The sequence below is a fragment of the Acidovorax sp. FG42 genome, from assembly GCF_057809195.1.
This window is the reverse complement of record NZ_JBMDJM010000010.1, coordinates 161,022-185,748: the sequence shown is the minus strand read 5'-3', so window position 1 is coordinate 185,748 and position 24,727 is coordinate 161,022. Positions and strand designations below refer to the sequence as shown.

The following is a 24,727-nucleotide window of genomic DNA, read 5'->3' as shown; positions in this document are numbered from 1 at the left end:
CCGTGTTGTCCGACTTCACGCGGACCTTCACGTTGTAGTCCACCACGCGCTTGACGGGAACGAGAACTTTCATGGTTGGGTCTTTCTGAAAAAACAGGAAATCGATCAGTGCGACAGCGTGCGGTGCAGGTCGCGCAGCTCGCGCTTGAGCACCTTGCCAATCGCGCTGCGCGGCAGCTCGTCGATGAAATGCAGCGCAGCCAGCCGCTGTGTTTTGCCCGCCCGGGCGTTGTACCAGCCCATGATCTGGGCGGCGTCTTCGGTAGCGCCCGGTCGGCGACACACAAAGGCCACCGGCGTCTCGCCCCACTGTTCGGAGGGCACGCCGGTCACGGCCACGTCCTCCACGGCCGGGTGCTTGCGCAGCTCGGCTTCGAGGTCGCTGGGGTAGATGTTGAAGCCACCGCTGATGACCATGTCCTTGCGGCGGTCCAGCAGGGTCAGAAATCCCTGCGCGTCAAACCGGCCCACGTCGCCCGTGCGGATGAAGCGCTTGCCGGTGGCGTCAAACCACTCGGCCTCGCGCGTCTTGTCGGGCTGGCGGTGGTAGCCGGTCATCATGCCGGGCGAGTGGCCCACCACCTCGCCGGTGGCACCGGGCGGCAGCTCATTACCCTCTTCGTCGATCAGGCGGATGTCGCTGGTGGACGCGGGCTGCCCCACGGTGTGCAGCTTGTCCGGGTGCTCGTGCGCCGCCAGGATGCAGGTGCCGCCGCCTTCAGTCATGCCGTAGAACTCGTACAGCGCGCCCGGCCAGCGCGCCAGGATGTCGGCCTTGAGCTCTGCACGGAACGGCGCACTGGTGCAGAACTTGGCGCGAAAAGACGACAGGTCGAACTCACCAAACTGCGGCAGCGCCATGATGCGCTGGTACTGCACCGGCACCAGCATGGAATGTGTGGCGCGGATCTGCTGCCCGGTCTGTAAGTAGCGCAACGCATCAAACTTCGCCATCAACCGCACGCTGCCACCCCAGCACAGGCCGGGGAAGAACGACACCAGCGTGGTGTTGGAATACAGCGGCGTGGCCAGTAGCGTGACACTGTCCGGCCCGTAGCCCTGCGCCAGGCCGCGCACCAGGTGCGCCCAGCGCATGCCGTGCGATTGCACGATGCCCTTGGGGTTGCCGGTGGTACCAGAGGAATAAATGATGTTGAACGGATGCTCGGGGCCCACGTCCACCGGCTGCGGCGCCGCGCCTTCAGGGGCAAGCCACTCGCTCCACGGCGTGCCCGCACCCGCGTCGTCCAGCGCCACGAGCAGCAGCGCACTGGCGCCTTCCATCATCGCAGGCGGCACCGCCGCCCTGCCCTGCGCATCGGCAAACAGCAGGCGCGCCTGGGCATCGCCCAGCATGGACACCATGGCCTCGGGCGTGACGGACGGCGCCAGCGGTGCCACCACCACGCCCGCACGCAGGGCGCCCAGGTACACGGCGGCATAAAGCACCGACGACGCGGCGCACACGGCCATCACGTCGCCCGACCGCAGGCCCGCCTGCTGCAACGATGCGGCCACGCGGTCCACCAGGGCATCGAGCGCGGCCCAGTCCAGCGCGGAGTCGTCATCGGCCAAGGCATTGGCCTGCGGGCGCTGCCGCGCGTTGTCACGCAGCAGATCGGAGACCCGGCGGAACGGGGGGAAAGGGGCAGAGGCAGTGGTATTGGTCATGGCCCAACTTACTCGAAGACGATGCCCTTGTCGCGGATGACCTGGCCCCACTTGGCGTAATCGCCACGCACGCGCTTGGCCATCTGGTCCGGGCCCTGGTAGTTGGCGATGGCACCGGCGTTGAGCAGCTTGTCCTGCACTTCCTTGTCAGCCAGGATGGCCTTGACTTCGGTGCTGATGCGGTCGACCACGTCCTTGGGCGTACCGGGCGGGGCCATCAGGCCGCCCCACGACACGGCATCAAAGCCCTTGAAGCCCTGCTCGGCAATGGTGGGCACGTTGGGGATCACCCCCACGCGCTGCGGCGAGCCCACGGCAATCGCACGCAGCTTGCCCGTCTGGATATGGGGCAGCGCCGCCACGAGGTCGGCATACATCATGGGCACCTGGCCGCCCAGCGTGTCGGTGATGGCGGGCACACCGCCTTTGTAGGGCACATGCTCCATCTCAAATTGACCCAGCTGCTTGAGCAGCTCCATGCTCAGGTGACCAAAGCTACCCACGCCCGAGGAGGTGTAGTTGAGCTGACCCGGCTGCGCCTTGGCGTGGGTGATGAGCTTTTGCAGATCGGTCACGGTGGGCATCTGCGCCGGGTTGACCACCACCACGATGGGCAGGTCGTACACCGTGGCCACGGACACGAAATCCTTGGTAGTGTCGTAGCCCGCCTTTTTGTACAGGTGCGGAGCCAGCAGCGTGGGCGTAGCCAGCATCATGAGCGTGTAGCCGTCGCCGGGGGTCTTGGCAATCTGCTGCGCGGCAATCGAGCCCGAGGCGCCCGCGCGGTTCTCCACCACCACGGGCTGCTTCAGCCGCTCGGCCAGCTTCTGGCCGACGATGCGCGAAGCCGTATCGGTGGGGCCGCCCGCCGGGAAGGGCACCACGAGCTTGATCATCTTGTTGGGCCAGGCCTGGGCGTGTGCCGGGGCCGTGCCCAGCAGGCCCATGGCCGCTACAGCCGCAGCTGCGGAGAGAGCGACGCGACGCGAAAACGCAGCGGGGAAAAGGGATGGTTTGTTCATGGCGAAAACGTCTTGTCTTTCAGTGATCCTTAGCGCTGCGTAGGCCCACGCCGTCCGAAACTGGCGAGGCCGAAGCGAGTGCAGCCGCGCAAGGGCCGCCCCGCCGCGCTGGCTGCGTCCCCCTGCCCGCATGGCGCAGCCATGCGAGAGCGGGGGGAAGCCGCGCAGCGGCTCGGGGGGGTGTTAATCGAGCTTTGCGCCGGAAACCTTCACCACCCGCTCCCACACCGGTGCGTCCTTCTTGAACTGGGCGTTGAACTGCTCAGGGCTGCTACCCACAGGAATGAAGCCCATCTGTTGGATGCGCTCGCGCACCTCGGGCATCGCGATCACGGCCTGCAGCTCGGCGCCGAGTCGGGCCACCACTTCAGGCGGCGTCTTGGCGGGTGCGCTCATGCCCACCCAGCCCGTCACCTGGAAGACCTCGTCCTTGATGCCCTGCTCGGCCATGGTGGCCACTTTGGGCAATGCGTCCATGCGCTGCGCGCCGGTCACGGCCAGGGGCTTGAGGCGGCCCGATTCGATGTACGGCCGGGCCGACTGCAGGCTGGCAAACGCCATCTGGAACTGCCCGCCCACGAGGTCCTGCAGCATGGGGGCCTCGCCCTTGTAGGCCACATGGTTCATGTCGGCCTTGTGTTTGTCAGACAGCCATGCACCCGCCAGGTGGGCGTAGGAACCCATGCCCCACGAGCCATAGGCGATCTTGCCCTTGTTGCGGTCGATGTAGGCCATCAGCTCCGAGGCGTTGTTGACCGGCAGCTGCGGGTTGACCAGCAGCACCACAGGCGCCAGCGCGATTTGCGTGATGAGGGCCTGATCCTTTTGCGGCTGGTAAGGCAGGCGGTCGTACAGGAACTGGTTGATGAGCATGGTGGTGCCCAGGGACACCAGCAGCGTGTAGCCGTCGGCCGGCGACTTGAGCGCCTGGTCGGTGCCGGTCACGCCGCCGGCTCCGCCGCGGTTGTCCACCAGCACAGGCTGGCCCAGCCGGGCCGAGAGCTTCTCGCCCAGCGTGCGGGCGGTAATGTCCGTGGCGCCGCCCGCCGGGTACGGCACGATCAGCTTGATGGGCTTGGCAGGCCAGGCCTGCGCATGGGCTGCCGACATGATGCCGGGGACAGCCAAGGGGGCCAGGGCAGCCACGGTGGCCAGGATGGCGCGGCGGGAAAGGAATCGCATGGGGGGAGTCTCCTGTCAATGTTGTTGTGGGTCGGGCAGCGTGAGCACGCCCTGGTCGCGCAGGGCCTGCAGCTCGGCCTCGGGCAGTTGCAGCAGTTGCTGCAGCACCTCTCGCGTGGCGGCGCCCAGGGTGGGCGGTGCGTTGCGGATGGGCAGGCGCTGCCCGTCCAGCCGATAAGGCGGCGCGAATACATGCGTGGTGCCCGCTACGGGGTGGGGCATTTCCTGCAGCAGGCCGCCGCGGCGCGTGCGCTCGCTGGTCAGCGCTTCGTGCAGGCCGGCCACGCGGCCGCAAGGGATGCCTGCAGCGGTCAGGCGTTCGAGCAGCACATCACGCGGAAAGCTGGCAATCAACGCCTTCATCTCGGGCAGCAGGGTCAGTCGATTGCGGGCACGCTCGACGTTGGTGGCAAAACGGGGGTCTTCCACGATGTCCGGGCGCATCACTACCTGGCGGCAGAACTTGTCGAACTGGCTGTTGTTGCCCACGGCGATGATGAGCGGACCATCCTGTGCCTCGAACATGCCGTAGGGCACGATGGACGGGTGGGCGTTGCCGTAGCGCTGCGGGTCGTGGCCCAGCAGCATGGCGTCCAGGCCGTAGTAGCCGGTGATCATCAGGCCGCAGTCGTACAGCGCCATCTCGATGTGGCGGCCCTTGCCCGTACGTTCGCGGCGGAACAGCGCCGCCAGCACTGCCTGTGCGGCGTACATGCCGGTCATCATGTCCACGGCGGCCACGCCAAACTTCAAGGGCGGCTGGCTGGCCTCACCGTTGATCGCCATCAGACCCGCCTCGCCCTGGATCACCAGGTCGTAGCCGGGACGCTTGGCCTCGGGGCCGGAGCTGTCGTAGCCCGCCACCGAGCAGTAGATGAGGTCTGGCTTGATGGCCTTGAGCTGCTCGTAGCCCAGGCCCAGCTTCTCGGCGCCGCCGGTCTTGAAGTTCTGCACCACCACATCGCACTGGGGCAGCAGGTCGCGGATGATCTTCACGCCTTCGGGCGTCTGCAAATCCACGGTGATGGACCGCTTGTTGCGGTTCATGCTGTTGTAGTAAGTGGTCTCGGTCTTGCCGATGCGCATGCCCCAGTCACGGGTGTCGTCACCCCGGCCGGGGTGTTCCACCTTGATGACGTCAGCACCAAAATCGGCCAGTACCTGGCCGCACAGCGGCCCGGCAAACACGCGCGAGAGGTCGAGCACGCGCACGCCTTCGAGCGGGAAGTCCATGCCCTCGGGCAATGAGGGTGTAGGGGTTGTGGAGGTCATTGCGTAGTGTCTTGTGTACCCGCGCCAGCGGCATTGACGTGGCGCAGACGGACGAAATCGGCCTGGCGTTTTTCCAGAAACGCACCAATGCCTTCGCGGGTTTCTTCGGTGGCTTGTGACTGCACCATGAGCTGTGCTTCCAGCTCCAGCTGGTCGTCCAGCGGCTGGCTGTAGGCACTGCGGCACAGCGCCTTGATGCGGCCCATGGCCAGGTCTGGCCCGGTAGCTACCTGCGCAGCCAATGCCAATGCCTGCGTCAGCGCCTCACCCGGTTCGGCCAGTCGGTTGACCGGGCCCAATGCGTGCAGCCGCTCGCCCGAGATGCGTTCGCCGGTGAGGCACAGCTCGGTCAGCACCTGGCGCGACACGAACTCGGCCAGGAAGGCCGTGGCGCCGCCATCGGGCGTGAGCCCCACCTTCACATAAGCCACCGAGAACACGGCATTGCGCGCAGCCACCAGCATGTCGCAGGCCAGCGCCAGCGACAGGCCCGCACCGGCCGCTGCGCCCTCTACCGCCGCGATCACCGGCTTACGGCAATCGCGCACGGTGCGGATCACGTCGTGCAGGCCTTCGAGCTTGGCGCGGCGCTCTTCCATGGGCAGCTCGCGGCGCTTGGCCAATTGGCGCAAGTCACCGCCCGCGCAAAAGTGCCCGCCTTCGCCCGTGAGCACGATGGCGCCCACGGTGGGGTCGGCGTCGGCCTGCGCCAGTGCCTCGGTCAGCGCCGCGTAGAACGCGGGTGACAACGCATTGCGCGCGGCGGGGTTGTTGTTGGAGAGCACGAGCACCGCACCCTCGCGGCGTTGCAGCAGAGGCAGTGGCTGCTCCATGGCTTCAGCTCCGACCAAGTTCAATGAAGCGCGCGAGATGATGATCTTCATCACCAAACTGGTGGTCCACCATGACGAGGCGCTTGGCGTAGTGCGACAGGGGCAGCTCCCACGTCATGCCGATGCCGCCGTGCAGCTGAATGCTTTCTTCAGCGACCAGCGCGCCAATACGGCCCATGGTGACCTTGGCGGCCGACAGCGCACGCTCGCGCTCGGTGCGGTAGGTGCTGTCCATCGCGGCCGCTGCGTTGATGACGGCAGAGCGGGCCTGCTCCACCTCCAGCAGCAAGTCGGCCATGCGGTGCTGCAGGGCCTGGAAGCTGCCAATGGGCACACCAAACTGCTTGCGCGTTTGCAGGTATTCCAGCGTGTGCTTCTTGGCCACATCCATCGCACCCAACGCCTCGGCACACACGGCCAGAATGCCCCAGCCCACGGCGTGTTCCAGCGTGGCAAAGCCTTGCCCTTCCGCACCCAGCAGCGCACCCGCGCCCACCTGCACGTTTTGCAACGTGACCTCGGCCACACGGCCACCGTCAATGCGGCCCATGCCACGGCGTGTGAGGCGTGCGGCATCGGCTGGGACGAGGAACAGCGAGATGCCGCTTTCATCGTCCACCGCGCCCGACGTCCGTGCGCTCACCAGCAGCATCTGAGCCTGGTCGCCGTGCACCACCACCGCTTTCTGACCGGTGAGCAACCAGCCGTCGCCATTGCGCACAGCACGGGTCATCACACGGTTCAGGGCATAGTGCGCGCCGGGTTCTTCGTGCGCCAGGGCCACCACGGTGCTGCCGTCGATGATGCTGGCGATGTGCTCCTTTTGCGCTGCGCTGCCGGCCAGGCCCAGCGCCCGGCCCACCACCAGCGCGCCGACAAAGGGCTCCACCACCAGGCCGCTGCCCAGGGCTTCAAACACCACGGCCACGTCAAAGCCTGCGCCGCCAAAGCCGCCATCGGCTTCGGGGAACAGCGCGCCAATCGCGCCCAGCTCGGCAAAGCGGGCCCACAGCGCCGGGTCCATACCGGTATCGCCGTAGGCAATGTGATTGCGGGTTTCGATGCCGTACTGCTCGGCCACGAAGCGGTTCAGGGTGTCCGCCAGCATGCGGCGGTCTTCGGTATGTTCAAAGTTCATCGCGGCAACCTCACAGGCCGAGAATCATCTTGGAGATGATGTTCTTCTGGATTTCATTGGAGCCGCCAAAGATCGACAGCTTGCGGTAGTTGAAGTAGTTCGCAGCAGCCGTGGCAGCCTCCTTCGGGCCCACGGGTTCGTCGGCATAGCCTTCGTACTGCGCCTCTTCGATGAAGGGCAGCGCGTACGGGCCCACCGCACGGCGGATGAGCGAGAGGATCTCCTGGCGTATCTCGGTGCCACGGATCTTGAGCATGGAGCTTTCTGCCCCCGGCACGCCGCCACCGGCCACGGCGGCAATCACGCGCAGGTTGGTGGTCTTCATGTTCTCCAGGTCAATCTCAACCTGGGCCATGCGGGCGGCAAACAGCGGGTCCTGGTCCAGCGGCTGGCCGTTCTTCATCACCTTGGCAGCCACCACCTTGAGCTTGGCCAGTGCAGCAATGCAAAAGCCCACGCCTGCGATGCCGGTGCGTTCGTAGGTCAGCAGGTACTTCGCGTACGTCCAGCCCTTGTTTTCCTCACCCACCAGGTTTTCCACGGGCACCTTCACATCGGTGAAGAACACTTCGTTGACTTCCTTGTCCCCATCCAGCGTGCGAATGGGGCGCAGCTCCACGCCGGGCGACTTCATGTCCACCAGCAAGAAGCTGATGCCCGACTGCGCCTTGGCCTCGCGGTCGGTGCGCACCAGGCAGAAGATCATGTTGGCGTGCTGGCCCTGGGTGGTCCAGGTCTTCTGGCCGTTGACGATGTAGTGGTCACCCTGGCGCACTGCCGTGGTCTTGACCGAAGCCAGATCCGAGCCTGCGCCGGGTTCGGAGTAGCCCTGGCACCACCAGTCCTCACCGCTCAGGATGCGCGGCAGCCAGTATTTCTTCTGCGCTTCGTTGCCAAACTTGATGAGCACCGGGCCCAGCATATTCACGCCAAAAGGCACGATGCGCGGGCCACCGGCCAGGGCGCATTCGGTGTCGAAGATGAACTTTTCGACCGCACCCCAACCGGGGCCACCGTATTCCTGGGGCCAGTGGTTGGCCAGCCAGCCGCGCTCGTTCAGGATGGCGTGCCACTCGTCCTGGTCCGCCTTGGTCAGGCGCTGCCCGGCCTTGACCTTGGTGGCGATGCGTTCGGGCAGCTTGGCTTTCAAGAAAGCCTGCACCTCGGCGCGGAAGGCTTCTTCTTGGGGGGTGAAATTCAGGTCCATATCGAGTCGCTTGCTGTTTCAGGGTTCGGTGGTGTGGCGCCAGGTCAGAAAATTTCAAATAGGCCCGCAGCGCCCATGCCACCGGCGATGCACATCGTCACCACGCCGTACTTGGCCTTGCGGCGGCGGCCTTCGAGCAGCAGGTGACCCACCAAGCGAGCGCCGGTCATGCCAAAGGGGTGGCCAATGGCAATCGCCCCACCGTTCACGTTCAGCCGCTCGGACGGAATGCCCAGGCGGCGCTGGCAGTACAGGGCCTGCGAGGCAAAGGCTTCGTTCATCTCCCACAGGTCAATGTCCTGCACCGTGAGACCGTGGCGTGCCAGCAGCTTGGGCACGGCAAACACGGGGCCAATGCCCATTTCGTCGGGCTCGCAGCCCGCCACCGCAAAGCCACGGAAGGCGCCCAGCGGCTGCAGGCCACGGCGCTCGGCTTCTTTCGCTTCCATGAGCACGCAGGCGCTGGAGCCGTCGGACAGCTGCGAGGCGTTGCCTGCGGTGATGAACTGACCGAGGCCCTTCACCGGCTCCAGCTTGGCCAGGCCTTCGAGCGTGGTGCTCGCACGGTTGCAGTTGTCGTGCGTGGCGGTCACTTCGCGGTAGGTGACCTCGCCGGTCTCCTTGTTCTTTTCCATCATGCGCGTGGTGCAGGGCACGATCTCGTCGGCGAACACGCCCGCCTGCTGTGCGGCGGCAGTGCGCTGCTGGCTTTGTAGCGAGAACGCGTCCTGGTCTTCGCGGCTGATGCCGTAGCGGTGGGCCACGATGTCGGCGGTGTCGATCATGGCCATGTAGAGATCGGGCTTGTGCTCTTGCAGCCAAGGGTCGATGTCTGCCGGGTTGCCGGGCCGGATGGCCGAGATGCTCTCCACCCCGCCCGCCACCATGGCGGGCACGCCTTCGGCCACGATGCGGCCTGCGGCAATCGCCACCGACTGCAGGCCCGACGCGCAAAACCGGCTGGCCACCATGCCCGCCACCGACAGGGGCAGGCCCGCGCGCAGCGCCGTCTGGCGGCCAATGTTCTTGCCGGTGATGCCCTCGGGGTAGCCGCAGCCCATCACCAGGTCTTCGATCAACTCGGGGTCGATGCCTGAGCGCTCCACCGCCGCCTTGACGGAAAAGGCCGCCAGCTGCGGGCCGGGTGTGGCATTGAACTCGCCCCGGTGCGACTTGGTCAGCGGGGTCCGGGCGGTGGAAACGATAACGGCTTCACGCATGATTTGCTCCTTATTTGGTAGCTGCTTGCGCTTATTGATCAAGCGGTAGCGGCCAAAATGGTTTGAATTCGATGGATCTGAAAAATCGCGCTGCGAGGCGGGCTCAGCGCTTTTCAGCCTAGTTCAGGCTGTCAAAGTTGCGCCCCTCCCGCACCAGCTGCACCAGCAAGGGCGAGGGCTTCCAAAACAGCGGGTCTTCCTTGGCAAAGGCCTCGATGTCGGCCAGCAGCTGGGGCAGGCCCGTCATGTCGGCCCACTTCATCGGGCCGCCCCGGTGGCGCGGAAAGCCGTAGCCCGCCACAAAGGTCACGTCCACATCCAGCGGGCGCAGGGCAATGCCCTCGGCCACCACGTTGGCCCCTTCGTTGACCATGGCGGCCATGTAGCGGCGCATGATCTCGTCGGCAGTGAAGCTGCGGGGCGTGATGCCCTTCTTGGCGCGCTCGGCATCCACTATGGCCAGCACTTCAGGGTCGGGCTGGCCCGTGCGGGAGCCTTCGGGGTACAGGTAGAACCCGCGCCCGGTCTTCTGGCCAAACCAGCCGCGCTCGCAGATGCGGTCGGCAATCTCCACGTAGCGGGCCTTGGGGTCGCGTGTCGCAGCGCGGCGCTTGCGGGTGGCCCAGCCAATATCGCCACCGGCCAGGTCCGTCACTTGGAAGGGGCCCATCGCAAAGCCAAAGCCGCGCACGGCGGCGTCGATCTCGTAGGGGCTGGCACCGTCTTCCAGCAGGTAGTCAGCGGCCTGCTTGTACACGGCCAGGATGCGGTTGCCGATAAAGCCGTCGCACACGCCCGCGCGCACAGGCACCTTTTTCAGCTTGCGGGCCAGCTCGAACGCCGTGGCCACCACGTCGGGCGCCACCTTGGCGGGCACCACGATCTCCAGCAGCTTCATGATGTTGGCGGGGCTGAAGAAGTGCAGGCCAATCACGTCCTGCGGGCGGCCGGTGGCGGCGGCAATGGCGTCGATGTCGAGGTAGGACGTGTTGGTGGCCAGCACGGCACCGGGCTTGCACACGCGGTCGAGCTCGCGGAACACGGCCTTCTTGACCTCGATGTCTTCAAACACGGCCTCGATCACCAGATCCACATTGGCGATGTCGGCATAGCTGGTGCTACCGGTGTAGCGCGCCATCACGGCGGCCTGGGCGGCATCGGTCATGCGGCCCTTGGTCACCAGGGCGTTGTAGACCTTTTCGACATTGGCGCGGCCCCGGGCAATGGACTCGGCATCGCGCTCGATCATGGTCACCGGCAAGCCGGCATCGAGGGCTGCCACGGCAATGCCCGCGCCCATGGTGCCGCCGCCGATGACGGCAATGCTGGCCACGGGGCGCGGCTGTGCGGCCCGGGCTTCGGGCACCTTGACGACCTCACGTTCGGCAAAAAAGGCGTGGATGAGACCGGCGCGCTGCGGGCTGTCCAGGCACTCCATGAACAGCGCACGCTCGCGGGCCATGCCTTCGTCAAACGGCAGTTGCAACGCGGCCTGCACGCATTCGATGATCTTGAGGGGAGAGAACAGGCCGCGCGACTTTTTGGCGGTCTCGGCCTTCTGTGCGTCCAGCCAGGCCAGTGCAGCTTGCGGCTCGGCAATGGCCAGATCACGCGTGCGGCGCACGGGAGCGTTGGCCGCCAGCAGTTCCCGCACATAGGCCAGGCCTGCGGCCAGCGGGTCGGTGCCTTCCACCAGTTTGTCGACCAGACCTGCCTGCAGCGCGGCCTGGGCCTTGAGGGGCTGGCCACTGAGCATGAGGGTGGTGGCGGCTTGCACGCCCATCAGGCGCGGGGCGCGCTGGGTGCCGCCCGAGCCGGGCAGCAGGCCCAGGTTCACCTCAGGCAGGCCGAGCGTGGCAGCGGGCAAAGCCAGCCGGTAGTGGGCCGACAAAGCCACCTCCAGCCCACCGCCCAGAGCTGCGCCGTGGAGCACGGCGACCACGGGCTTGTCCAGGTTTTCGATGGCGCGGCAGACCTCGGGCAGGATGGGAGCCACCGGGGGCTTACCGAATTCGCGGATGTCCGCCCCGGCAATGAAGGCCTTGCCCGCGCCCACCAGCAGCACAGCCGCCACGGCGGCATCGGCCTGCGCCTGCTGCATGGCGGCCAACAAGCCCTGGCGCACGGCGGCGCCCAGGGCATTGACGGGCGGGTTGTCGATGGTGACGACCAGAACATCGCCATGCAGCGCGGTCGTAACAACGGAAGATGCGGCAGCGGCGGCGTGCATACGGGGAAGTCTCCTGGTCAATGGCTGTGCCTGTTGATGACCGGGGGATTGTTGATGCGCGAAGTAATCTTGACAATTACAGAGCCCATTGACAGACTGTCAAAGTCCTTTTGACAAACTGCAGCCAACGAGCGCTCAAGCATCGCCCCCCTATGGAACTCACCTCCCTCACCGTGCTGGTCGACATTCTCGACGCCGGCAACCTGAGCCAGGCCGCGCGCAACCTGAAGATGACCCGGGCCAACGTGAGCTACCACCTGCACCAGCTGGAAAAATCGGTGGGTGTGCAGCTGGTGCGCCGGACCACGCGGCGTGTGGAGCCCACCGAGGTGGGCCTGCGCCTGTACGCCCATGGCCGCGCCATTCAGAACGAAATGCTGGCCGCGCGCGAGACGATTGCCACGCTGGGCCAGGGCTTGCAGGGGCGCGTGGGCCTGAGCGTGCCGAGCGGCTACGGGCAGATGGTGATGTCGGACTGGCTGATCGACTTCAAGCGGCTCTATCCCGGCATCGTGCTGGATGTGCGCTTTGAAAACCGGGTGGATGACCTCATCCGCGATGAGGTGGACATCGCCATCCGCGTGATGCCCGAGCCCCCGCCCACGCTGGTGGCGCGCGACCTGGGCAGCGTGCGCTATATCGCCTGCGCATCGCGCGGGTACGCCGAGGCGCATGGGCTGCCCCAGGACTTCGAGGCGCTGCAGGCTGCGCCGGTGATTACCGCAGGGGTGGTGGGCAAGCAGCTGCGCCTGCGCGGGTACCGGGGTGACCAGCGCCAGGAAGCCATGCTGGAGCCCACCCTCATTTCGGAGCACTTTCCGTTTCTGCGCCAGGGCATCCTGGCAGGGCTTGGCGTGGGGCTGGTACCGGACTACGTGGTGCAGGATGCCGTGTCCAGCGGTGAAGTGCTGACCACGCTCGACGACTGGCGGCTGAGTATTTTTGGCACCCAGATGTTCATGCTCTACATGCCCAACCGCCACCAGACCCGGGCGGTGCGCACCTGCATTGACTACCTGCTGGGGCGGGCCCTGCCCGCCGCCGAGTCAGGCGCGCCAGCGGCGGCCGGATCAGCGCCTTGATCGACTCCCAATGCCAAAACGGGCGCAGGCACTAGTCAATCATGCGTCAATAGCTATATTTTTTATAGCAAATGCATGCACCTGCACCCTTGTCCCGCACACCGGGTGACTTCGCCGCACGCCGGTGCGGCGCGGGGCATCAGATCCGCCCTTCCTCCACCGCATGGCACGCAATGCGGATGCCGCCGATGCTCTGGAGCTTGGGGCGCTCGGTGCGGCAACGGTCATTAACATGCGGGCAGCGGGGGTTGAACGCACAGCCGGGCGGCGGGTTCAACGGGTTGGGCACCTCGCCCTGCACCGGTGTGCGCGCCTTGCCGGTGTCGTGCATCTTGGGGATGGCATCGAGCAGCATGCGCGTGTAGGGGTGGCGCGGCGTGTCGAACAGCGTGTGTTTGTCGGCCAGCTCCACCAGGCGGCCCAGGTACATCACGCCCACCTGGTCGCTCACATGGCGCACCACGGCCAGGTTGTGGCTGATGAACAGATACGTGAGCTGCCGCTCGCGCTGCAGGTCCTTCATGATGTTGAGCACCTGCGCCTGCACCGACACGTCGAGCGCGCTGGTGGGCTCGTCGCAGACCAGGAACTCGGGCTCTGTGGCCAGGGCGCGAGCGATGGAGATGCGCTGGCGCTGGCCGCCGGAGAACTGGTGCGGGTACTTGACCATATCGAGAGGCGACAGGCCCACCGATTGCAGCAACTCGCCCACACGTTGCTTGAGCTGCTCCTTGTCGGTGATGAGCCCATGCTCCTTGAGCGGCTCGCCGATGATGTCCTCCACCAGCCAGCGGGGATTCAGGCTGGCGTACGGGTCCTGGAAGATCATCTGGATGCGGCGGCGCATGGCCTTGGCGTTGTTGCCCTTGAAGGCCGCATGGGCGTCTTGCCCATCAAACGTGAGACCGCCGCGCGTAGGGTCGTACAGGCCCACCAGCAGTCGGGCCACGGTGCTCTTGCCGCAGCCGGATTCGCCCACCAGCGCCAGCGTCTTGCCCTTCTCGATTTCGAAGCTCACGCCGTCCACTGCATGCAGCAAGGTACGAGGCTTGCGCTCGATCACGCGGTTGAGCCACGGGGCAGAGACGTCGAAGGTCTTGGCCAGGTCGTGCGCCTGCACCAGCGCCTTGCTATTCGTTGCGGCGGCGCTCATGCGGTCACCTTGGCTTGGGTCGTTGCACCGGCATGCAGCCAGCAGGCAGCGCGGGTAGCGCCGGCATCCATGAGGTCGGGGCGGTCGGTCATGCAGCGGTCAAAGGTCTTGGGGCAGCGGGGGTTGTAGGCACAGCCCTTGGGGATGGCGTTGAGGCGCGGCATGGCGCCGTCGATCTGGTTGAGGCGCTCGCGGTCCTGCTCCATGTCGGGGATGGAGGCCATCAACCCGGCGGTGTAGGGGTGCGAGGGCTGGTTGATCACGTCATGCACCGGGCCAATCTCGGCGACGCGGCCTGCGTACAGCACGGCCACGCGGTCGCAGGTTTCGGCGATCACGCCCATGTCGTGGGTGATGAGCATCACGGCCGCGCCGCGCGATTTGCAGATGTTTTTCAGCAGGGTGATGATCTGCGCCTGGATGGACACATCCAGCGCCGTAGTGGGCTCGTCGGCCACGATCAGCTTGGGCTCGGCCGCCAGGGCCAGGGCGATCACTACGCGCTGGCGCATGCCGCCCGAAAACTGGTGCGGGTAGTGGTCGATGCGCTCTTCGGCGGCGGGAATGCCGGTGTCCTTGAGCAACTGGATGGCGCGCTGGCGGGCTTCGGCAGCGTTGACCGGCAGGTGGGCGAGGATGGTCTCGGTGAGCTGGCGGCCCACGGTGTACAGAGGGTTCAGCGAGGTCAGCGGGTCTTGAAAGATGGCGCCGATGCGGCGGCCCCGGATGTGGCGCATCTCCTCGTTGTTGAGGTTGTCGATGCGCTGGCCTTCCAGCAGGATCTGGCCCGAGGCCACACGGCCGGGCGGCTCCAGCAGGCCGATGATGGCCGCGCCGGTGAGCGACTTGCCGGCGCCGGACTCTCCCACCACGCCCAGGATCTCACCGGGTGCGATGGAAAAGGAAATGTCGTCCAGAGCGCGCAGGGTACCGCGGCGTCCCGGGAATTCGACAACGAGGTTTTTGACTTCGAGAAGGCTCATGGAAATATCGCTTTTCTTCTTGTTCTTGTTCAACGCAGGCGGGGGTTGAGTGCGTCGCGCAGCCAGTCACCCAGCAGGTTCACGGACAAAGCAATCAGCACCAGCATGGCGCCAGGGAAGACGGTGATCCACCATTCGCCCGAGAACAGGTAGTCGTTGCCGATACGGATCAGCGTGCCCAGCGACGGCGAAGTGGGCGGTGCGCCCACGCCCAGGAAGGACAGCGTGGCTTCGGTGATGATGGCCGTGGCCACCTGGATGGTGGCCAGCACCAGCACGGGCCCCATCACGTTGGGCAGCACGTGCTTGCGCATGATGCGCAGCGGCGAGACGCCCGTGACCCGGGCGGCTTGCACGTATTCCTTGTTGCGCTCCACCAGTGTGGAGCCGCGCACCGTGCGGGCATATTGCACCCAGCCGGTGAGGGAGATGGACAGGATCAGCACGCCAAACGCCAGCGACTCGTGCGCATTGGGGAACAGCGCACGGCCCACGCCGGCAATCAGCAGCGCGACCAGGATGGCGGGAAAGGACAGCATCACGTCGCACAGGCGCATGAGCACGGCATCCACCCAGCCACCCCGAAAGCCTGCCAGCAGGCCAAAGGCCACGCCCACCACCACGGACAGCACCACCGAGGCGATGCCCACCACGAGCGAGATGCGCGCGCCGTAGATCAGCGCCGACAGGATGTCGCGGCCCTGGTCATCGGTGCCCAGGGGATATTTCATCGAGCCCATTTCGCTCCATGCCGGAGGCAGGCGCGCATCGCTCAGCTCCAGCGTGGTCAGGTCGAACGGGTTGTGGGGTGCCACCCATCCGGCAAACACCGAACAGAACAGGCAAATCAGCGCAATGGCAGCGGCCAGCATGGCGACCGGCGATGTGCGGAAGCTGTAGCCAACGTCGCTGTCGAACCAGCGGGCAAGGGTAGTTTTCATTGTGGGAAACCAGTCAACGGGCAACAACACGCACAGCGGGTAGCTGCGGGTGTTGTTGCGGGCTTGAATCAGCCGGTGGCTTTGTTGTTGTCGTCGTATCGATCAGTAGGAAAAGCGCGGGCTCACTTGCTCACGGTGATCCACTTGAACGGCATGTAGTTGTCGGCCATCTGCACGAGCTTAACCTTCTTGCTCACGCCCCAGGCCAGCGCCTGCTGGTGCAGCGGCAGGTGGCCCACATCGGCGGTGTGCACTTCAAAGGCTTCCTTGATCATGGCGTCGCGCTTGGGCTTGTCGGTCTCGACCAGGATCTTCTTGGTCAGCTCGTCCAGCTTGGGGTTGCAGTACGCACCCAGGTTGAACTGGCCTGCGCCGGTCTTGTCGTCGGGGCAGATCATCAGCGCATTGAGGGCGTTGTGCGAGTCGTACGTGGTGGGGGTCCAGCCCAGCATGTAGAAGCTGGTGTCACGACGCAGCACCTTGGGGAAGTACGTGCCCTTGGTTTCAGCCGCGAGGTTGATCTTGACGTTGATGCGCGACAGGTTCGCAGCCACCGTCTGGCAGATGCGGCCGTCGTTCACATAACGGTCGTTGGGGCAGTTCATGGTGACCTCAAAGCCGTTGGGGTAACCGGCTTCGGCCATGAGCTTCTTGGCGGCTTCGACGTCATAAGGCAGTCGCTTGACGTCCGGCTGGAAGCCGTTGATGCCAGGGCCCACCATCAGTGCGGACGGGTTGGAGGCACCGCGCATCACGGTCTTCTTGATGCCTTCGATGTCGATGGCCTGGTAGAAGGCCTGGCGCACGCGCTTGTCCTTGAAGGGGTTCTTGCCCTTGACGTTGGAGTACAGCAGCTCGTCCCGCTTCTGGTCCATGCCCAGGAAGATGGTGCGCAGCTCGGGGCCGGTGATAGCGCGGGCGTTGGCGCTGTTGTTGATGCGCTCGATGTCCTGCACCGGCACGGGCTCCATCACGTCCACTTCACCCGACAGCAGGGCTGCCACGCGGGTGGCGTCGTTGCCGATGGGCGTGAAGACGACCTCGGTCGCGTTGCCTTCAATCTTGTCCCAGTAGGCGCCGTTGCGCACAAACACCGTGCGCACGTTGGGCTGGCGCTCACGCAGGCGGTAGGGGCCCGTGCCGTTGGCGCGGAATGACGCGGCATTCTCGATGCCCTTGCGGCGGTCCACCGGGGTGGTGGCCTGGTTAGTCTCGCACCACTTCTTGCTCATCATGTAGGACGTGGTGATCACGTCTGGCAGGATGGGCTGGGGAGCGACGGTATCGATCTCGACCGTATGGTCGTCGATCTTGCGCACCTGCTTGATGTCGCTGTTGGTGGCCTTCATGTCCGAGCCATCGCCCTTCATGCGGGCGAAGCTGAACACTACGTCGTCGGCCGTGAACGGCGTGCCGTCATGGAACTGCACACCCTTGCGCAGTTCGAAGCGCCACACGGTCGGGGCAATCTGCTTCCAGCTGGTAGCCAGGGCGGGCGCCAGACTCAGGTCCTTGTTGCGGCCCACCAGGGGTTCGTACACGTTGCTGGTCACGCTCAGCTGCAGGGATTCGTTGAGCGAATGGGGGTCCATCGACAGTGCATCGCCCTGGTTGGCGATGCGCACGGTCTGGGCCTGGGCTACCACGCTCGCCGCAGCCAGCGCAGCGAAGAGAGCGGTCACAGCGAGTTTTTTCTGGAATTTCATGGAAATCTCCTGGTAGTGAAAGGGTGGGATGGAAGGGTACGAAGACTTCCGGTGGGTGAAAAGCGTGTTTGCGCGAACGGGCGGTGCAAGCAATGAAGGCTGGACATCCGGTCAGACTGCCGGCAGGGGCATGGCCTGCTCGATCAGGCTCGCATGCAGCGCAGCGCCCAGTGGCAGGATGTCGTCGTTGAAGTCATAGCGGCTGTTGTGCAGCGCACTGCCGCTTGCGCCCGTGCCCTGGCCAATGCGCAGGTAAGCGCCCGGCTTGTTTTGCAGCATGAAAGAGAAGTCCTCGGCGCCCATGCTGGGCTCCAGGTCGCGCACCACGTGGTCGGCACCCAGCAGGGATTCGGCCACGTCGCCCGCGAAGATGGCTTCGCTTTCGCTGTTGATGGTGGCGGGGTAGATGCGTTCGTAGTGCACGGTGGCCGTGGCACCGAAGCCCAGCGCAATGGCGCTGCACAGCTCCTTGAGGCGCTTTTCCACCATCTCCTGCACCTGCGGGTCAAAGGTGCGCACGGTACCTACCAGCGTGGCCGTACCGGGCAGCACGCTGAAGGCCCCCAGGTCGCCTGCCTGCATCGCGCACAGGCTGACCACCGCACTGTCGATGGGCCGGACGTTGCGCGACACGATGCTCTGTGCGGCAGTGATGATGTGGGCTGCGACCAGCACCACGTCTACCGTCTGGTAGGCGTGCGCGCCGTGGCCGCCACGCCCGGTGATTTCAACGGTGAAGCGGTCGGCAGCTGCCATCATGGGCCCGGCGTTGATGCCGACGGTGCCGGGCTTCATCGCGGGCCAGTTGTGCATGGCAAAGATGGACTGCACCGGGAAGCGGTCAAACAACCCGTCTTCCATCATCACGCGGGCACCAGCAAAGCCTTCTTCGCCTGGCTGGAACACCAGCACGGCGGTGCCGTCGAAGTTGCGCGTCTCCGCCAGGTAGCGCGCGGCGCCGATCAGCATGGCGGTGTGGCCGTCGTGGCCGCAACCGTGCATGAGTCCTTGCTTGCAGGACTTCCAGGCAAAGTCGTTGTGTTCGGTCAGCGGCAGGGCATCCATGTCGGCGCGCAAGCCCACCATGCTGCCGCTGGCCGTGCTGCGCCCTCGGATGACGCCCACCACGCCGGTGCGCCCGATGCCGTCGTGGATCTCATCCACACCGCAGAGCTTCAGCGCTTCCTTGACGCGTTTGCTGGTGTAAACCTCTTCAAAACCCAGCTCGGGATGGGCGTGCAGGTCACGGCGCAGCGCCGTCAACTCGGGGTGGTATTGCGCGATGTGCGCGAAGGCGCGACCACCCGCTTTCAAACGAGGGCCTTGCATCAGTGGCCTCCTGCCTTGCCCACGCGCAGGCGAGGATCCACCGCGAAGTACAGCAGATCTACCACCAGGTTGATGACCACGAAGATCAGCGCGATCAGGCACAGGTAAGCGGCCATCACGGGGATGTCGGCGAACGTGACGGCCTGGATGAACAGCAGGCCCATGCCCGGCCACTGGAACACGGTCTCGGTGATGATGGCGAAAGCGATCAGGCCACCCAGTTGCAGACCGGTGATCGTCAGCACAGGCACCAGCGTGTTCTTGAGGGCGTGGCCAAAGTGAATGGCCCGGTTGGACAGGCCACGCGCCCGGGCGAACTTGATGTAGTCGGTGCGCAGCACCTCCAGCATTTCAGCCCGCACCAGACGCATGATCAGCGTGAGCTGGAAGATGGCCAGTGTGATCGCAGGCAAGGTGATGTGATGCCAACCCTTCGCCTTGAGCAAGCCAGTGCTCCACCAGCCCAGCTGCACCACTTCGCCACGGCCAAAGCTGGGGAACCAGCCCAGGTGCACGGCAAACACCAGGATCAGCAAGATGCCGATCAGGAAGGTGGGGAGGGACACGCCCAGCAGCGACAGGGTCATGAACAGCTGGCTGGTGAAGGTGCCGCGCTTGAGGGCGGCATACACACCCATCGGCACACCAATCACCAGCGCGAGGAGGGCCGCGACCAACGCCAGCTCCAGCGTGGCTGGGAAGCGCTCGGCAATCAGGCGCGATACCTTGGCACCTTGGCGCAGGCTCAGGCCAAACTCGCCCTGCGCCGCATTCACCAGAAAGTGCCAGAACTGCACGAAGAAGGATTTGTCCAGGCCAAGGGCGCTGCGCAGCTCGCGAATCTGCTCAGGGGTGGCATCCTGGCCCAGCAGGAACACCACGGGATCTCCCACGTACTGGAACAGCATGAAGGAGATGAAGGCCACCGTGACCATGACAATCACAGCCTGTATCAGGCGGCGCAATATAAAGGCAAGCATCAGAGAGTCGAGTGAGTGTTCGATGGAAGTGCCACCGCCACTTTTGGTGGCCGAGGCACTGCGGGTCAATACATCGTCAGATATACCAAAGAAAGCAAGGGCCGCACGGCCCTTGCTTTCAGTCTGTCAAGAATAAATCAGTTCACCTTGACGGTGCGCATGTCCACGCGGTTATCGGCACGGTGCACCAGTTCGATGTTCTTCTTCATGGCCCATGGGATCACCTGGTCATGCAGAGGAATGTGGGACACGGTGTCGTTGGACAGTTGCAGTGCTTCGGTCAGCATGCGCGCGCGCACAGGCGCATCGGTTTCGGCCTTGATGCGGTCCACCAGGTAGTCCATGCGCTGATTGCTGTAGCGACCCACGTTGTAGTTACCGTCACCGCCTTGGCCCACCGTGCGCACCAGCGATTGCAGGCTGTACAGCGCGTCAAACGTCGGCACACCCCAGCCCAGCATGTAGATGCTGGCTTCGTAGCGCTGGATCATCGGGAAGTAATTGACCAGCGGCAGCGTACGCAGCTTGGCCTTCACACCGACGCGCGCCCACATCGCCGTCACGGCCTGGCAAATGGCTTCGTCGTTGATGTAGCGGTTGTTGGGGCAGGCGAAATCCACTTCAAAACCATCGGGGTAACCAGCCTCGGCCAGCAGCTTCTTGGACGCATCCACGCTGTACGGGAAGCGCTTGCCCACGGCCTCGGTGTAGCCGGCCACTTGTGGCGCCACGATGGTGCCGGTGGGCTTGCCCAGGCCGCGCATGATGTTGCGCGAGATGGTTTCGGCATCAATCGCCTGATAGAGGGCCTTGCGCACCCGCACGTCCTTGAGCGGGTTCTTGCCCTTGATGTTCGAGCCCGGGAGTTCTTCGCGGAACTGGTCCATGCCCAGGAAGATCGTGCGGTTCTCTACGCCGTCAATCACCTTCAGGTCAGGGCTGGCGCGCAGGCGGCCCAGATCCTGGGGTGACGGATCGAGTACCAGATCCACTTCACCCGACAGCAGCGCGGCAATGCGCGTGGCTGCAGACTTGATGGGCGTATAGACGATCTCGGTCACGTTGCCGTCCATCTTGCCCCACCAGTTGGGGTTGCGCTTGAACACCATCTTCACATCAGGCTGCCACGACTCGAGGGTGTAAGGCCCTGTCCCCATGGCATTGCGGTGGGCAAAGTTCTCATCGGTGCCCTTGATGTCTTTGGGCTCTACCGACTTGTTCTTTTCGGCCCATGCCTTGCTCATGATGCGCAACTCGGTCATCTGACGCAGCAGCACCGGGTTGGGCGAGGACAGGATCACATCAAAGTTCTGGGCATCCACCTTCACCACTTTGCTGATGCCCTGCACGTAGGGAGTGAAGTTGGACGTTTTGGCCATGGCCCGCTGGATGGAGTACACCGCATCGTCGGTGGTCAGCGGCGAACCATCATGGAACTTGACGCCCTGACGCAGCGTAAAACGCACCTGCGTGGGGCTGATCTCCTTCCAGGCTGTTGCCAGCACGGGCTCCACATCGAACGTCTTGCTGTTGTAGTACACCAAGCTTTCATACACGTTGGCATGAAGGCCGTTTTGCAGCGCATTGTTCTGGGAGTGAATGTCCCAGGTCGCGATTTCCCCCTGACTGGCCCATTTGAAGGGCTTGGCTTGCAGTGATGGCGCAAACAGCAGCGCGGCGGCCGCAGCCACCGCCAAAAGACTGTGGTTGAGTTTCATGGAACCCTCTGAATTAAAAGTTTTACTATGCAGTAAAGGTTGCTCTATAGCCAACGGGAAATCCCTGAATCCCCGGTGCTATGAAGGGCCTATATCTGCGCTGACAGCGCGTCCTTTATGCAAGGTTGGTGCCAGCTAAAACCGTCCCCTTACCTTGTCCGCGTGGGCTCATGCCACTGATTACAGCGGGGACATCCCTTTGCCACTCAGCAACCCGGGAGCAGCGGCACTGCACTGTGGCCTTGCCACCCACCGGGCCTTCTGGCCGCCTCAACGGAAGCACTCAACAGAGGGGAATCGGTCGCCCCACAAAACGTATAGGTCTGCATGAGCAGTCATGGTTCAGCACGCAAACCACGAGACAGCTTTGGACCACCCGAGCCGATACACAGGGAGTCGCAGGCAACGAACCGACTCACGAAAACAAATCGAGAAATGAAAAAAGCCGCCCGAAGGCGGCTTTTAAGCTTTTGTATCAACAACTGGCCAAAGCCAGCTGACGATATTAGAAGCTGTGACGGATACCGAAGTCGTAACCGTTGGAGTTGCTGTTCACACCAGTCACAGCGCCGTTCAGAGCTTGTGCAGCGCCGTTCTTGTTGGTCAGGTGAGCGTACGTTGCGTACAGAGCCGTGCGCTTGGACAGGTTGTGCACGTAGCCCAGAGCCAGCTTGTTCGTACGGGGATCAGCACCAACGGTGTCGATCTTGTAGGTGGAGTAAGCCAGACGAACTTCGCCAGCGCCCACGGGGATCAGACCACCGATCAGGAAGCCCTTGCCGTCGTTGCCGCCGCTGATCTTGTCTTGGTTGTAGTGAGCCATGATCTTAGCCATGCCCAGGTCGTATTGACCGCCCAGGTTCACAGCCTTGATGTTGCCCGTCAGGAACTTGGTTTCGGAGAAAGCGATAGCGGCGTTGATGGGGCCGTTAGCGTAACCAGCGCGCAGTGCCAGGCCGTTGCCGTCCTTCTTGTTGGCAGCGTTGCTGTTGTTCTCACCCATGTAGTACTGAGCTTGGCCATAGAAACCACCCAGGTTGCCGGGCAGGAAGTAGCCGATGGAGTTCGAAGCGCGGATGGTGGTGGGACCGCCCAGGCTGGAGTTCAGGGTTTGGGTGGTGCCCACGCCGTTCGTGCCGAACGGATCGAACACGGTCAGGTTCCAGAATTGGGGGGTGTAGTCGCGGCCCAGACGCACTTCACCGAAGCCGCCGTTCAGGCTAACCGTCGAACGACGGTTGAAAGTCAGGCCGCCGCCAGTGCTGGTAGCTGCTTGGTTGTTGGTGTTGGTAACGCCGCCGGTGCCGTTGTCGTTGTTCAGACCAGCTTCGAGCCAGAACGAAGCGGACATGCCGCCACCCAGGTCTTCAACGCCGCGGAAACCCAGACGGCTGCTGTTGTAGCCGGAGTTCGTCAGTTGCGACTTGTTAGAGACGCTGCCGGAACCGTAAGCGTAGGTTGCGTCAACCACGCCGAACAGGGTCACGGAAGATTGAGCCATTGCAGCGCCGGAAGCAGCCAGCACAGCCAGGGCAATCAGGGATTTTTTCATTGCGAGTTACTCCAAGGTTAAACATCGGGCTCCGGTACGGGGGGTCTATGGTGAAAACACCTGCACAGTCCCGCCGGTTTCCCGGGCCAACCTCCTGGTGGGGAAGTTGCTCTTATTGCACCAGACCCGGACCGGTTTCGCAAAGGAATTCACCCACAATCGCCCCGAAAGGGGAAATTCGTTGCAGTGTTGCAACATTTCAGTGCGCACGGGCAAAATCACGATTGCTGCATGCAACTCCTGTGCCTTGTCTTGTGGTTTTTTGTATCCAAGTGCAATTTGTGTTTCGACACCATTGCCACCCGAAAGCTTTCCATGGACGCTTTTTTGAAAGCCGCAGACAACGCGCTGCGCACACTGTTTGCCCAACCCCGCGCTTCCGAACAGACACCGGCACACGGCGTGCCCGAGGCGTCGCTGGATCCTGCGCAGAAAAAGCTCGCGGGAGCCCTGATGCGCGTGAACCATGTGGGGGAGGTGTGCGCCCAGGCACTCTACAGTGCGCAGGCGGCCGTCACCCGTGACCCCGCCCTGCGAGACCACCTGCAGGCAGCGGCGCGCGAAGAGACCGACCATTTGGCATGGACACAACAGCGCCTGGACGCACTGGGCGCACGCCCCAGCCTGCTCAACCCTCTGTGGTTCGCAGGGGCTTTTGCGCTCGGGCTGGTGGCTGCCAAGGTCAGCGACCGGGCCAACCTGGGTTTTGTGGTGGAGACGGAAACCCAGGTGGCCGCGCATCTGCAAAGCCACCTCGACAGGCTTCCCGAGCAAGACCAGGCGTCAAAGGCCGTGGTCGCCCGGATGAAGCAGGACGAGGAGCGGCACGCAGACCAGGCCCGCGCCGCCGGTGCGCTGGAATTGCCCGCCCTGGTGCGCATTGCCATGAAAGGCGCCGCGAAGGTAATGACCACCACGGCGCACTATCTTTGAACCCCAAGCTGGTTCACGCGGGCAGCAGGCGTACCAAAACATACGCGCCGCAACCCGCTCAGCCTGGCAGTCCAGACCACTACACGCCGCCCCCCTCAGGCCTCCAGCACTTCGAAGCCGGTGGTGATTTCGGCTGTCTTGCCCAGCATGATGCTGGCCGAGCAGTACTTGTCATGGCTCATGGCAATCGCACGCTCCACGGCGGCCGGGGGAATGCCCTTGCCCGTGACGGTGAAGTGCATGTGGATCTTGGTGAACACTTTCGGGTCGGTCTGCGCACGTTCCGTCGTCAACTTGACGCTGCAGCCACGCACGTCATGGCGGCCGCGCTTGAGGATCAGCACCACGTCATAGGCGGTGCACCCGCCCGTGCCCGCCAGCACGGTCTCCATGGGCCGGGGCGCCAAGTTCTGGCCGCCGTTGGCGGGGTTGGCGGCATCGGGGGCGCCGTCCATGGTCAAAACATGGCCGCTGCCGGTTTCGGCCACAAAACCCATGCCGGAACGGGTTCCCGCCCCGCCGGTCCAACTGACTGTGCATTCCATTTGTGTTTCTCCTGTGTGACACGTGGTTTT

General features: G+C 64.4%; 20 protein-coding genes. 2 read left to right on the top strand and 18 right to left on the bottom strand.

The genetic code is table 11. From position 1 onward, the window contains the following. Window positions 1–105: 105 nt before the first annotated feature. The 9 genes from ACODSM_RS12810 to ACODSM_RS12770 all read right to left on the bottom strand — a co-directional run bounded on the left by ACODSM_RS12810 (window position 106) and on the right by ACODSM_RS12770 (window position 11,775). The gene (locus tag ACODSM_RS12810) at window positions 106–1,671 is read right to left on the bottom strand and encodes a class I adenylate-forming enzyme family protein (protein WP_488805504.1); all 1,566 of its coding nucleotides are present in this window, start codon (window positions 1,669–1,671) and stop codon (window positions 106–108) included. An 8-nt stretch (window positions 1,672–1,679) separates the two neighbouring features. Then, the gene (locus ACODSM_RS12805) at window positions 1,680–2,693 is read right to left on the bottom strand and encodes a Bug family tripartite tricarboxylate transporter substrate binding protein (RefSeq protein ID WP_488805503.1); all 1,014 of its coding nucleotides are present in this window, start codon (window positions 2,691–2,693) and stop codon (window positions 1,680–1,682) included. Window positions 2,694–2,876: 183 nt separating this feature from the next. Next, window positions 2,877–3,875 carry a Bug family tripartite tricarboxylate transporter substrate binding protein gene (locus ACODSM_RS12800; protein WP_488805502.1) on the bottom strand — a complete coding sequence of 333 codons (999 nt, stop codon included), beginning with the start codon at window positions 3,873–3,875 and terminating at the stop codon, window positions 2,877–2,879. Between the two features lie 15 nt (window positions 3,876–3,890). Then, entirely contained in the window at window positions 3,891–5,147 is a 1,257-nt protein-coding gene (locus ACODSM_RS12795) for a CaiB/BaiF CoA transferase family protein (protein WP_488805501.1), read from the bottom strand. Continuing rightward, window positions 5,144–5,980: an oxepin-CoA hydrolase, alternative type gene (locus ACODSM_RS12790; protein WP_488805500.1), complete on the bottom strand. Its 837-nt coding sequence runs from the start codon at window positions 5,978–5,980 to the stop codon at window positions 5,144–5,146. The genes ACODSM_RS12795 and ACODSM_RS12790 overlap by 4 nt, the downstream gene beginning before the upstream one ends. A 4-nt stretch (window positions 5,981–5,984) precedes the next feature. Further along, window positions 5,985–7,118: an acyl-CoA dehydrogenase family protein gene (locus tag ACODSM_RS12785; protein ID WP_488805499.1), complete on the bottom strand. Its 1,134-nt coding sequence runs from the start codon at window positions 7,116–7,118 to the stop codon at window positions 5,985–5,987. 10 nt (window positions 7,119–7,128) lie between these two features. Further along, the gene (locus tag ACODSM_RS12780; RefSeq protein ID WP_488805498.1) at window positions 7,129–8,325 is read right to left on the bottom strand and encodes an acyl-CoA dehydrogenase family protein; all 1,197 of its coding nucleotides are present in this window, start codon (window positions 8,323–8,325) and stop codon (window positions 7,129–7,131) included. 44 nt (window positions 8,326–8,369) lie between these two features. Continuing rightward, entirely contained in the window at window positions 8,370–9,545 is a 1,176-nt protein-coding gene (locus tag ACODSM_RS12775; protein WP_488805497.1) for an acetyl-CoA C-acyltransferase, read from the bottom strand. A 118-nt stretch (window positions 9,546–9,663) separates the two neighbouring features. Next, the gene (locus ACODSM_RS12770; RefSeq protein ID WP_488805496.1) at window positions 9,664–11,775 is read right to left on the bottom strand and encodes a 3-hydroxyacyl-CoA dehydrogenase NAD-binding domain-containing protein; all 2,112 of its coding nucleotides are present in this window, start codon (window positions 11,773–11,775) and stop codon (window positions 9,664–9,666) included. A 152-nt stretch (window positions 11,776–11,927) separates the two neighbouring features. On the opposite strand from ACODSM_RS12770, the gene ACODSM_RS12765 reads away from it, so the two are divergent. Continuing rightward, window positions 11,928–12,857, top strand: coding sequence for a LysR family transcriptional regulator (locus tag ACODSM_RS12765; RefSeq protein WP_015012589.1), 930 nt, complete (start codon window positions 11,928–11,930; stop codon window positions 12,855–12,857). Window positions 12,858–12,996: 139 nt separating this feature from the next. On the opposite strand, the gene ACODSM_RS12760 is transcribed toward ACODSM_RS12765, so the two are convergent. The 8 genes from ACODSM_RS12760 to ACODSM_RS12725 form a co-directional block, all read right to left on the bottom strand. Then, complete coding sequence (locus tag ACODSM_RS12760) at window positions 12,997–14,010, bottom strand: ABC transporter ATP-binding protein (RefSeq protein WP_015012588.1); 1,014 nt, start codon at window positions 14,008–14,010, stop codon at window positions 12,997–12,999. Beyond that, complete coding sequence (locus ACODSM_RS12755; protein ID WP_015012587.1) at window positions 14,007–14,993, bottom strand: ABC transporter ATP-binding protein; 987 nt, start codon at window positions 14,991–14,993, stop codon at window positions 14,007–14,009. Before ACODSM_RS12755 ends, ACODSM_RS12760 begins: the two co-directional genes overlap by 4 nt. A gap of 29 nt (window positions 14,994–15,022) precedes the next feature. Further along, window positions 15,023–15,934 (bottom strand): ABC transporter permease, encoded by a 912-nt coding sequence (locus tag ACODSM_RS12750; protein WP_015012586.1) that lies wholly within the window; start codon window positions 15,932–15,934, stop codon window positions 15,023–15,025. 122 nt (window positions 15,935–16,056) lie between these two features. Further along, the gene (locus tag ACODSM_RS12745) at window positions 16,057–17,640 is read right to left on the bottom strand and encodes an ABC transporter substrate-binding protein (protein ID WP_060986070.1); all 1,584 of its coding nucleotides are present in this window, start codon (window positions 17,638–17,640) and stop codon (window positions 16,057–16,059) included. Window positions 17,641–17,751: 111 nt separating this feature from the next. Continuing rightward, complete coding sequence (locus ACODSM_RS12740; protein ID WP_060986071.1) at window positions 17,752–18,969, bottom strand: M20 aminoacylase family protein; 1,218 nt, start codon at window positions 18,967–18,969, stop codon at window positions 17,752–17,754. Continuing rightward, on the bottom strand, window positions 18,969–19,949 hold the full coding sequence (locus tag ACODSM_RS12735; protein ID WP_015012584.1) for an ABC transporter permease: 981 nt from the start codon (window positions 19,947–19,949) through the stop codon (window positions 18,969–18,971). Before ACODSM_RS12735 ends, ACODSM_RS12740 begins: the two co-directional genes overlap by 1 nt. Window positions 19,950–20,086: 137 nt before the next feature. After that, on the bottom strand, window positions 20,087–21,667 hold the full coding sequence (locus ACODSM_RS12730) for an ABC transporter substrate-binding protein (RefSeq protein ID WP_209816155.1): 1,581 nt from the start codon (window positions 21,665–21,667) through the stop codon (window positions 20,087–20,089). A 505-nt stretch (window positions 21,668–22,172) separates the two neighbouring features. Further along, complete coding sequence (locus ACODSM_RS12725) at window positions 22,173–23,219, bottom strand: porin (protein WP_110961364.1); 1,047 nt, start codon at window positions 23,217–23,219, stop codon at window positions 22,173–22,175. Between the two features lie 315 nt (window positions 23,220–23,534). Here ACODSM_RS12725 and coq7 point away from each other — a divergent pair, with 315 nt between their 5' ends. After that, on the top strand, window positions 23,535–24,152 hold the full coding sequence (coq7, locus tag ACODSM_RS12720) for a 2-polyprenyl-3-methyl-6-methoxy-1,4-benzoquinone monooxygenase (RefSeq protein WP_488805495.1): 618 nt from the start codon (window positions 23,535–23,537) through the stop codon (window positions 24,150–24,152). A 95-nt stretch (window positions 24,153–24,247) separates the two neighbouring features. On the opposite strand, the gene ACODSM_RS12715 is transcribed toward coq7, so the two are convergent. Continuing rightward, complete coding sequence (locus ACODSM_RS12715) at window positions 24,248–24,697, bottom strand: OsmC family protein (protein ID WP_099731207.1); 450 nt, start codon at window positions 24,695–24,697, stop codon at window positions 24,248–24,250. Between the last annotated feature and the right edge of the window lie 30 nt (window positions 24,698–24,727).

Excerpts from the sequence above, each read along its gene's own strand:
- ACODSM_RS12770 (WP_488805496.1), bottom strand. The coding sequence starts at position 11,775 with ATGCACGCCGCCGCTGCCGCATCTTCCGTTGTTACGACCGCGCTGCAT.
- coq7 (WP_488805495.1), top strand. The coding sequence starts at position 23,535 with ATGGACGCTTTTTTGAAAGCCGCAGACAACGCGCTGCGCACACTGTTT.
- ACODSM_RS12800 (WP_488805502.1), bottom strand. The coding sequence starts at position 3,875 with ATGCGATTCCTTTCCCGCCGCGCCATCCTGGCCACCGTGGCTGCCCTG.
- ACODSM_RS12740 (WP_060986071.1), bottom strand. The coding sequence starts at position 18,969 with ATGCAAGGCCCTCGTTTGAAAGCGGGTGGTCGCGCCTTCGCGCACATC.
- ACODSM_RS12780 (WP_488805498.1), bottom strand. The coding sequence starts at position 8,325 with ATGGACCTGAATTTCACCCCCCAAGAAGAAGCCTTCCGCGCCGAGGTG.
- ACODSM_RS12750 (WP_015012586.1), bottom strand. The coding sequence starts at position 15,934 with ATGAAAACTACCCTTGCCCGCTGGTTCGACAGCGACGTTGGCTACAGC.
- ACODSM_RS12745 (WP_060986070.1), bottom strand. The coding sequence starts at position 17,640 with ATGAAATTCCAGAAAAAACTCGCTGTGACCGCTCTCTTCGCTGCGCTG.
- ACODSM_RS12765 (WP_015012589.1), top strand. The coding sequence starts at position 11,928 with ATGGAACTCACCTCCCTCACCGTGCTGGTCGACATTCTCGACGCCGGC.
- ACODSM_RS12775 (WP_488805497.1), bottom strand. The coding sequence starts at position 9,545 with ATGCGTGAAGCCGTTATCGTTTCCACCGCCCGGACCCCGCTGACCAAG.
- ACODSM_RS12795 (WP_488805501.1), bottom strand. The coding sequence starts at position 5,147 with ATGACCTCCACAACCCCTACACCCTCATTGCCCGAGGGCATGGACTTC.
- ACODSM_RS12755 (WP_015012587.1), bottom strand. The coding sequence starts at position 14,993 with ATGAGCCTTCTCGAAGTCAAAAACCTCGTTGTCGAATTCCCGGGACGC.
- ACODSM_RS12730 (WP_209816155.1), bottom strand. The coding sequence starts at position 21,667 with ATGAAACTCAACCACAGTCTTTTGGCGGTGGCTGCGGCCGCCGCGCTG.
- ACODSM_RS12790 (WP_488805500.1), bottom strand. The coding sequence starts at position 5,980 with ATGGAGCAGCCACTGCCTCTGCTGCAACGCCGCGAGGGTGCGGTGCTC.
- ACODSM_RS12785 (WP_488805499.1), bottom strand. The coding sequence starts at position 7,118 with ATGAACTTTGAACATACCGAAGACCGCCGCATGCTGGCGGACACCCTG.
- ACODSM_RS12735 (WP_015012584.1), bottom strand. The coding sequence starts at position 19,949 with ATGCTTGCCTTTATATTGCGCCGCCTGATACAGGCTGTGATTGTCATG.
- ACODSM_RS12715 (WP_099731207.1), bottom strand. The coding sequence starts at position 24,697 with ATGGAATGCACAGTCAGTTGGACCGGCGGGGCGGGAACCCGTTCCGGC.
- ACODSM_RS12810 (WP_488805504.1), bottom strand. The coding sequence starts at position 1,671 with ATGACCAATACCACTGCCTCTGCCCCTTTCCCCCCGTTCCGCCGGGTC.
- ACODSM_RS12725 (WP_110961364.1), bottom strand. The coding sequence starts at position 23,219 with ATGAAAAAATCCCTGATTGCCCTGGCTGTGCTGGCTGCTTCCGGCGCT.
- ACODSM_RS12760 (WP_015012588.1), bottom strand. The coding sequence starts at position 14,010 with ATGAGCGCCGCCGCAACGAATAGCAAGGCGCTGGTGCAGGCGCACGAC.
- ACODSM_RS12805 (WP_488805503.1), bottom strand. The coding sequence starts at position 2,693 with ATGAACAAACCATCCCTTTTCCCCGCTGCGTTTTCGCGTCGCGTCGCT.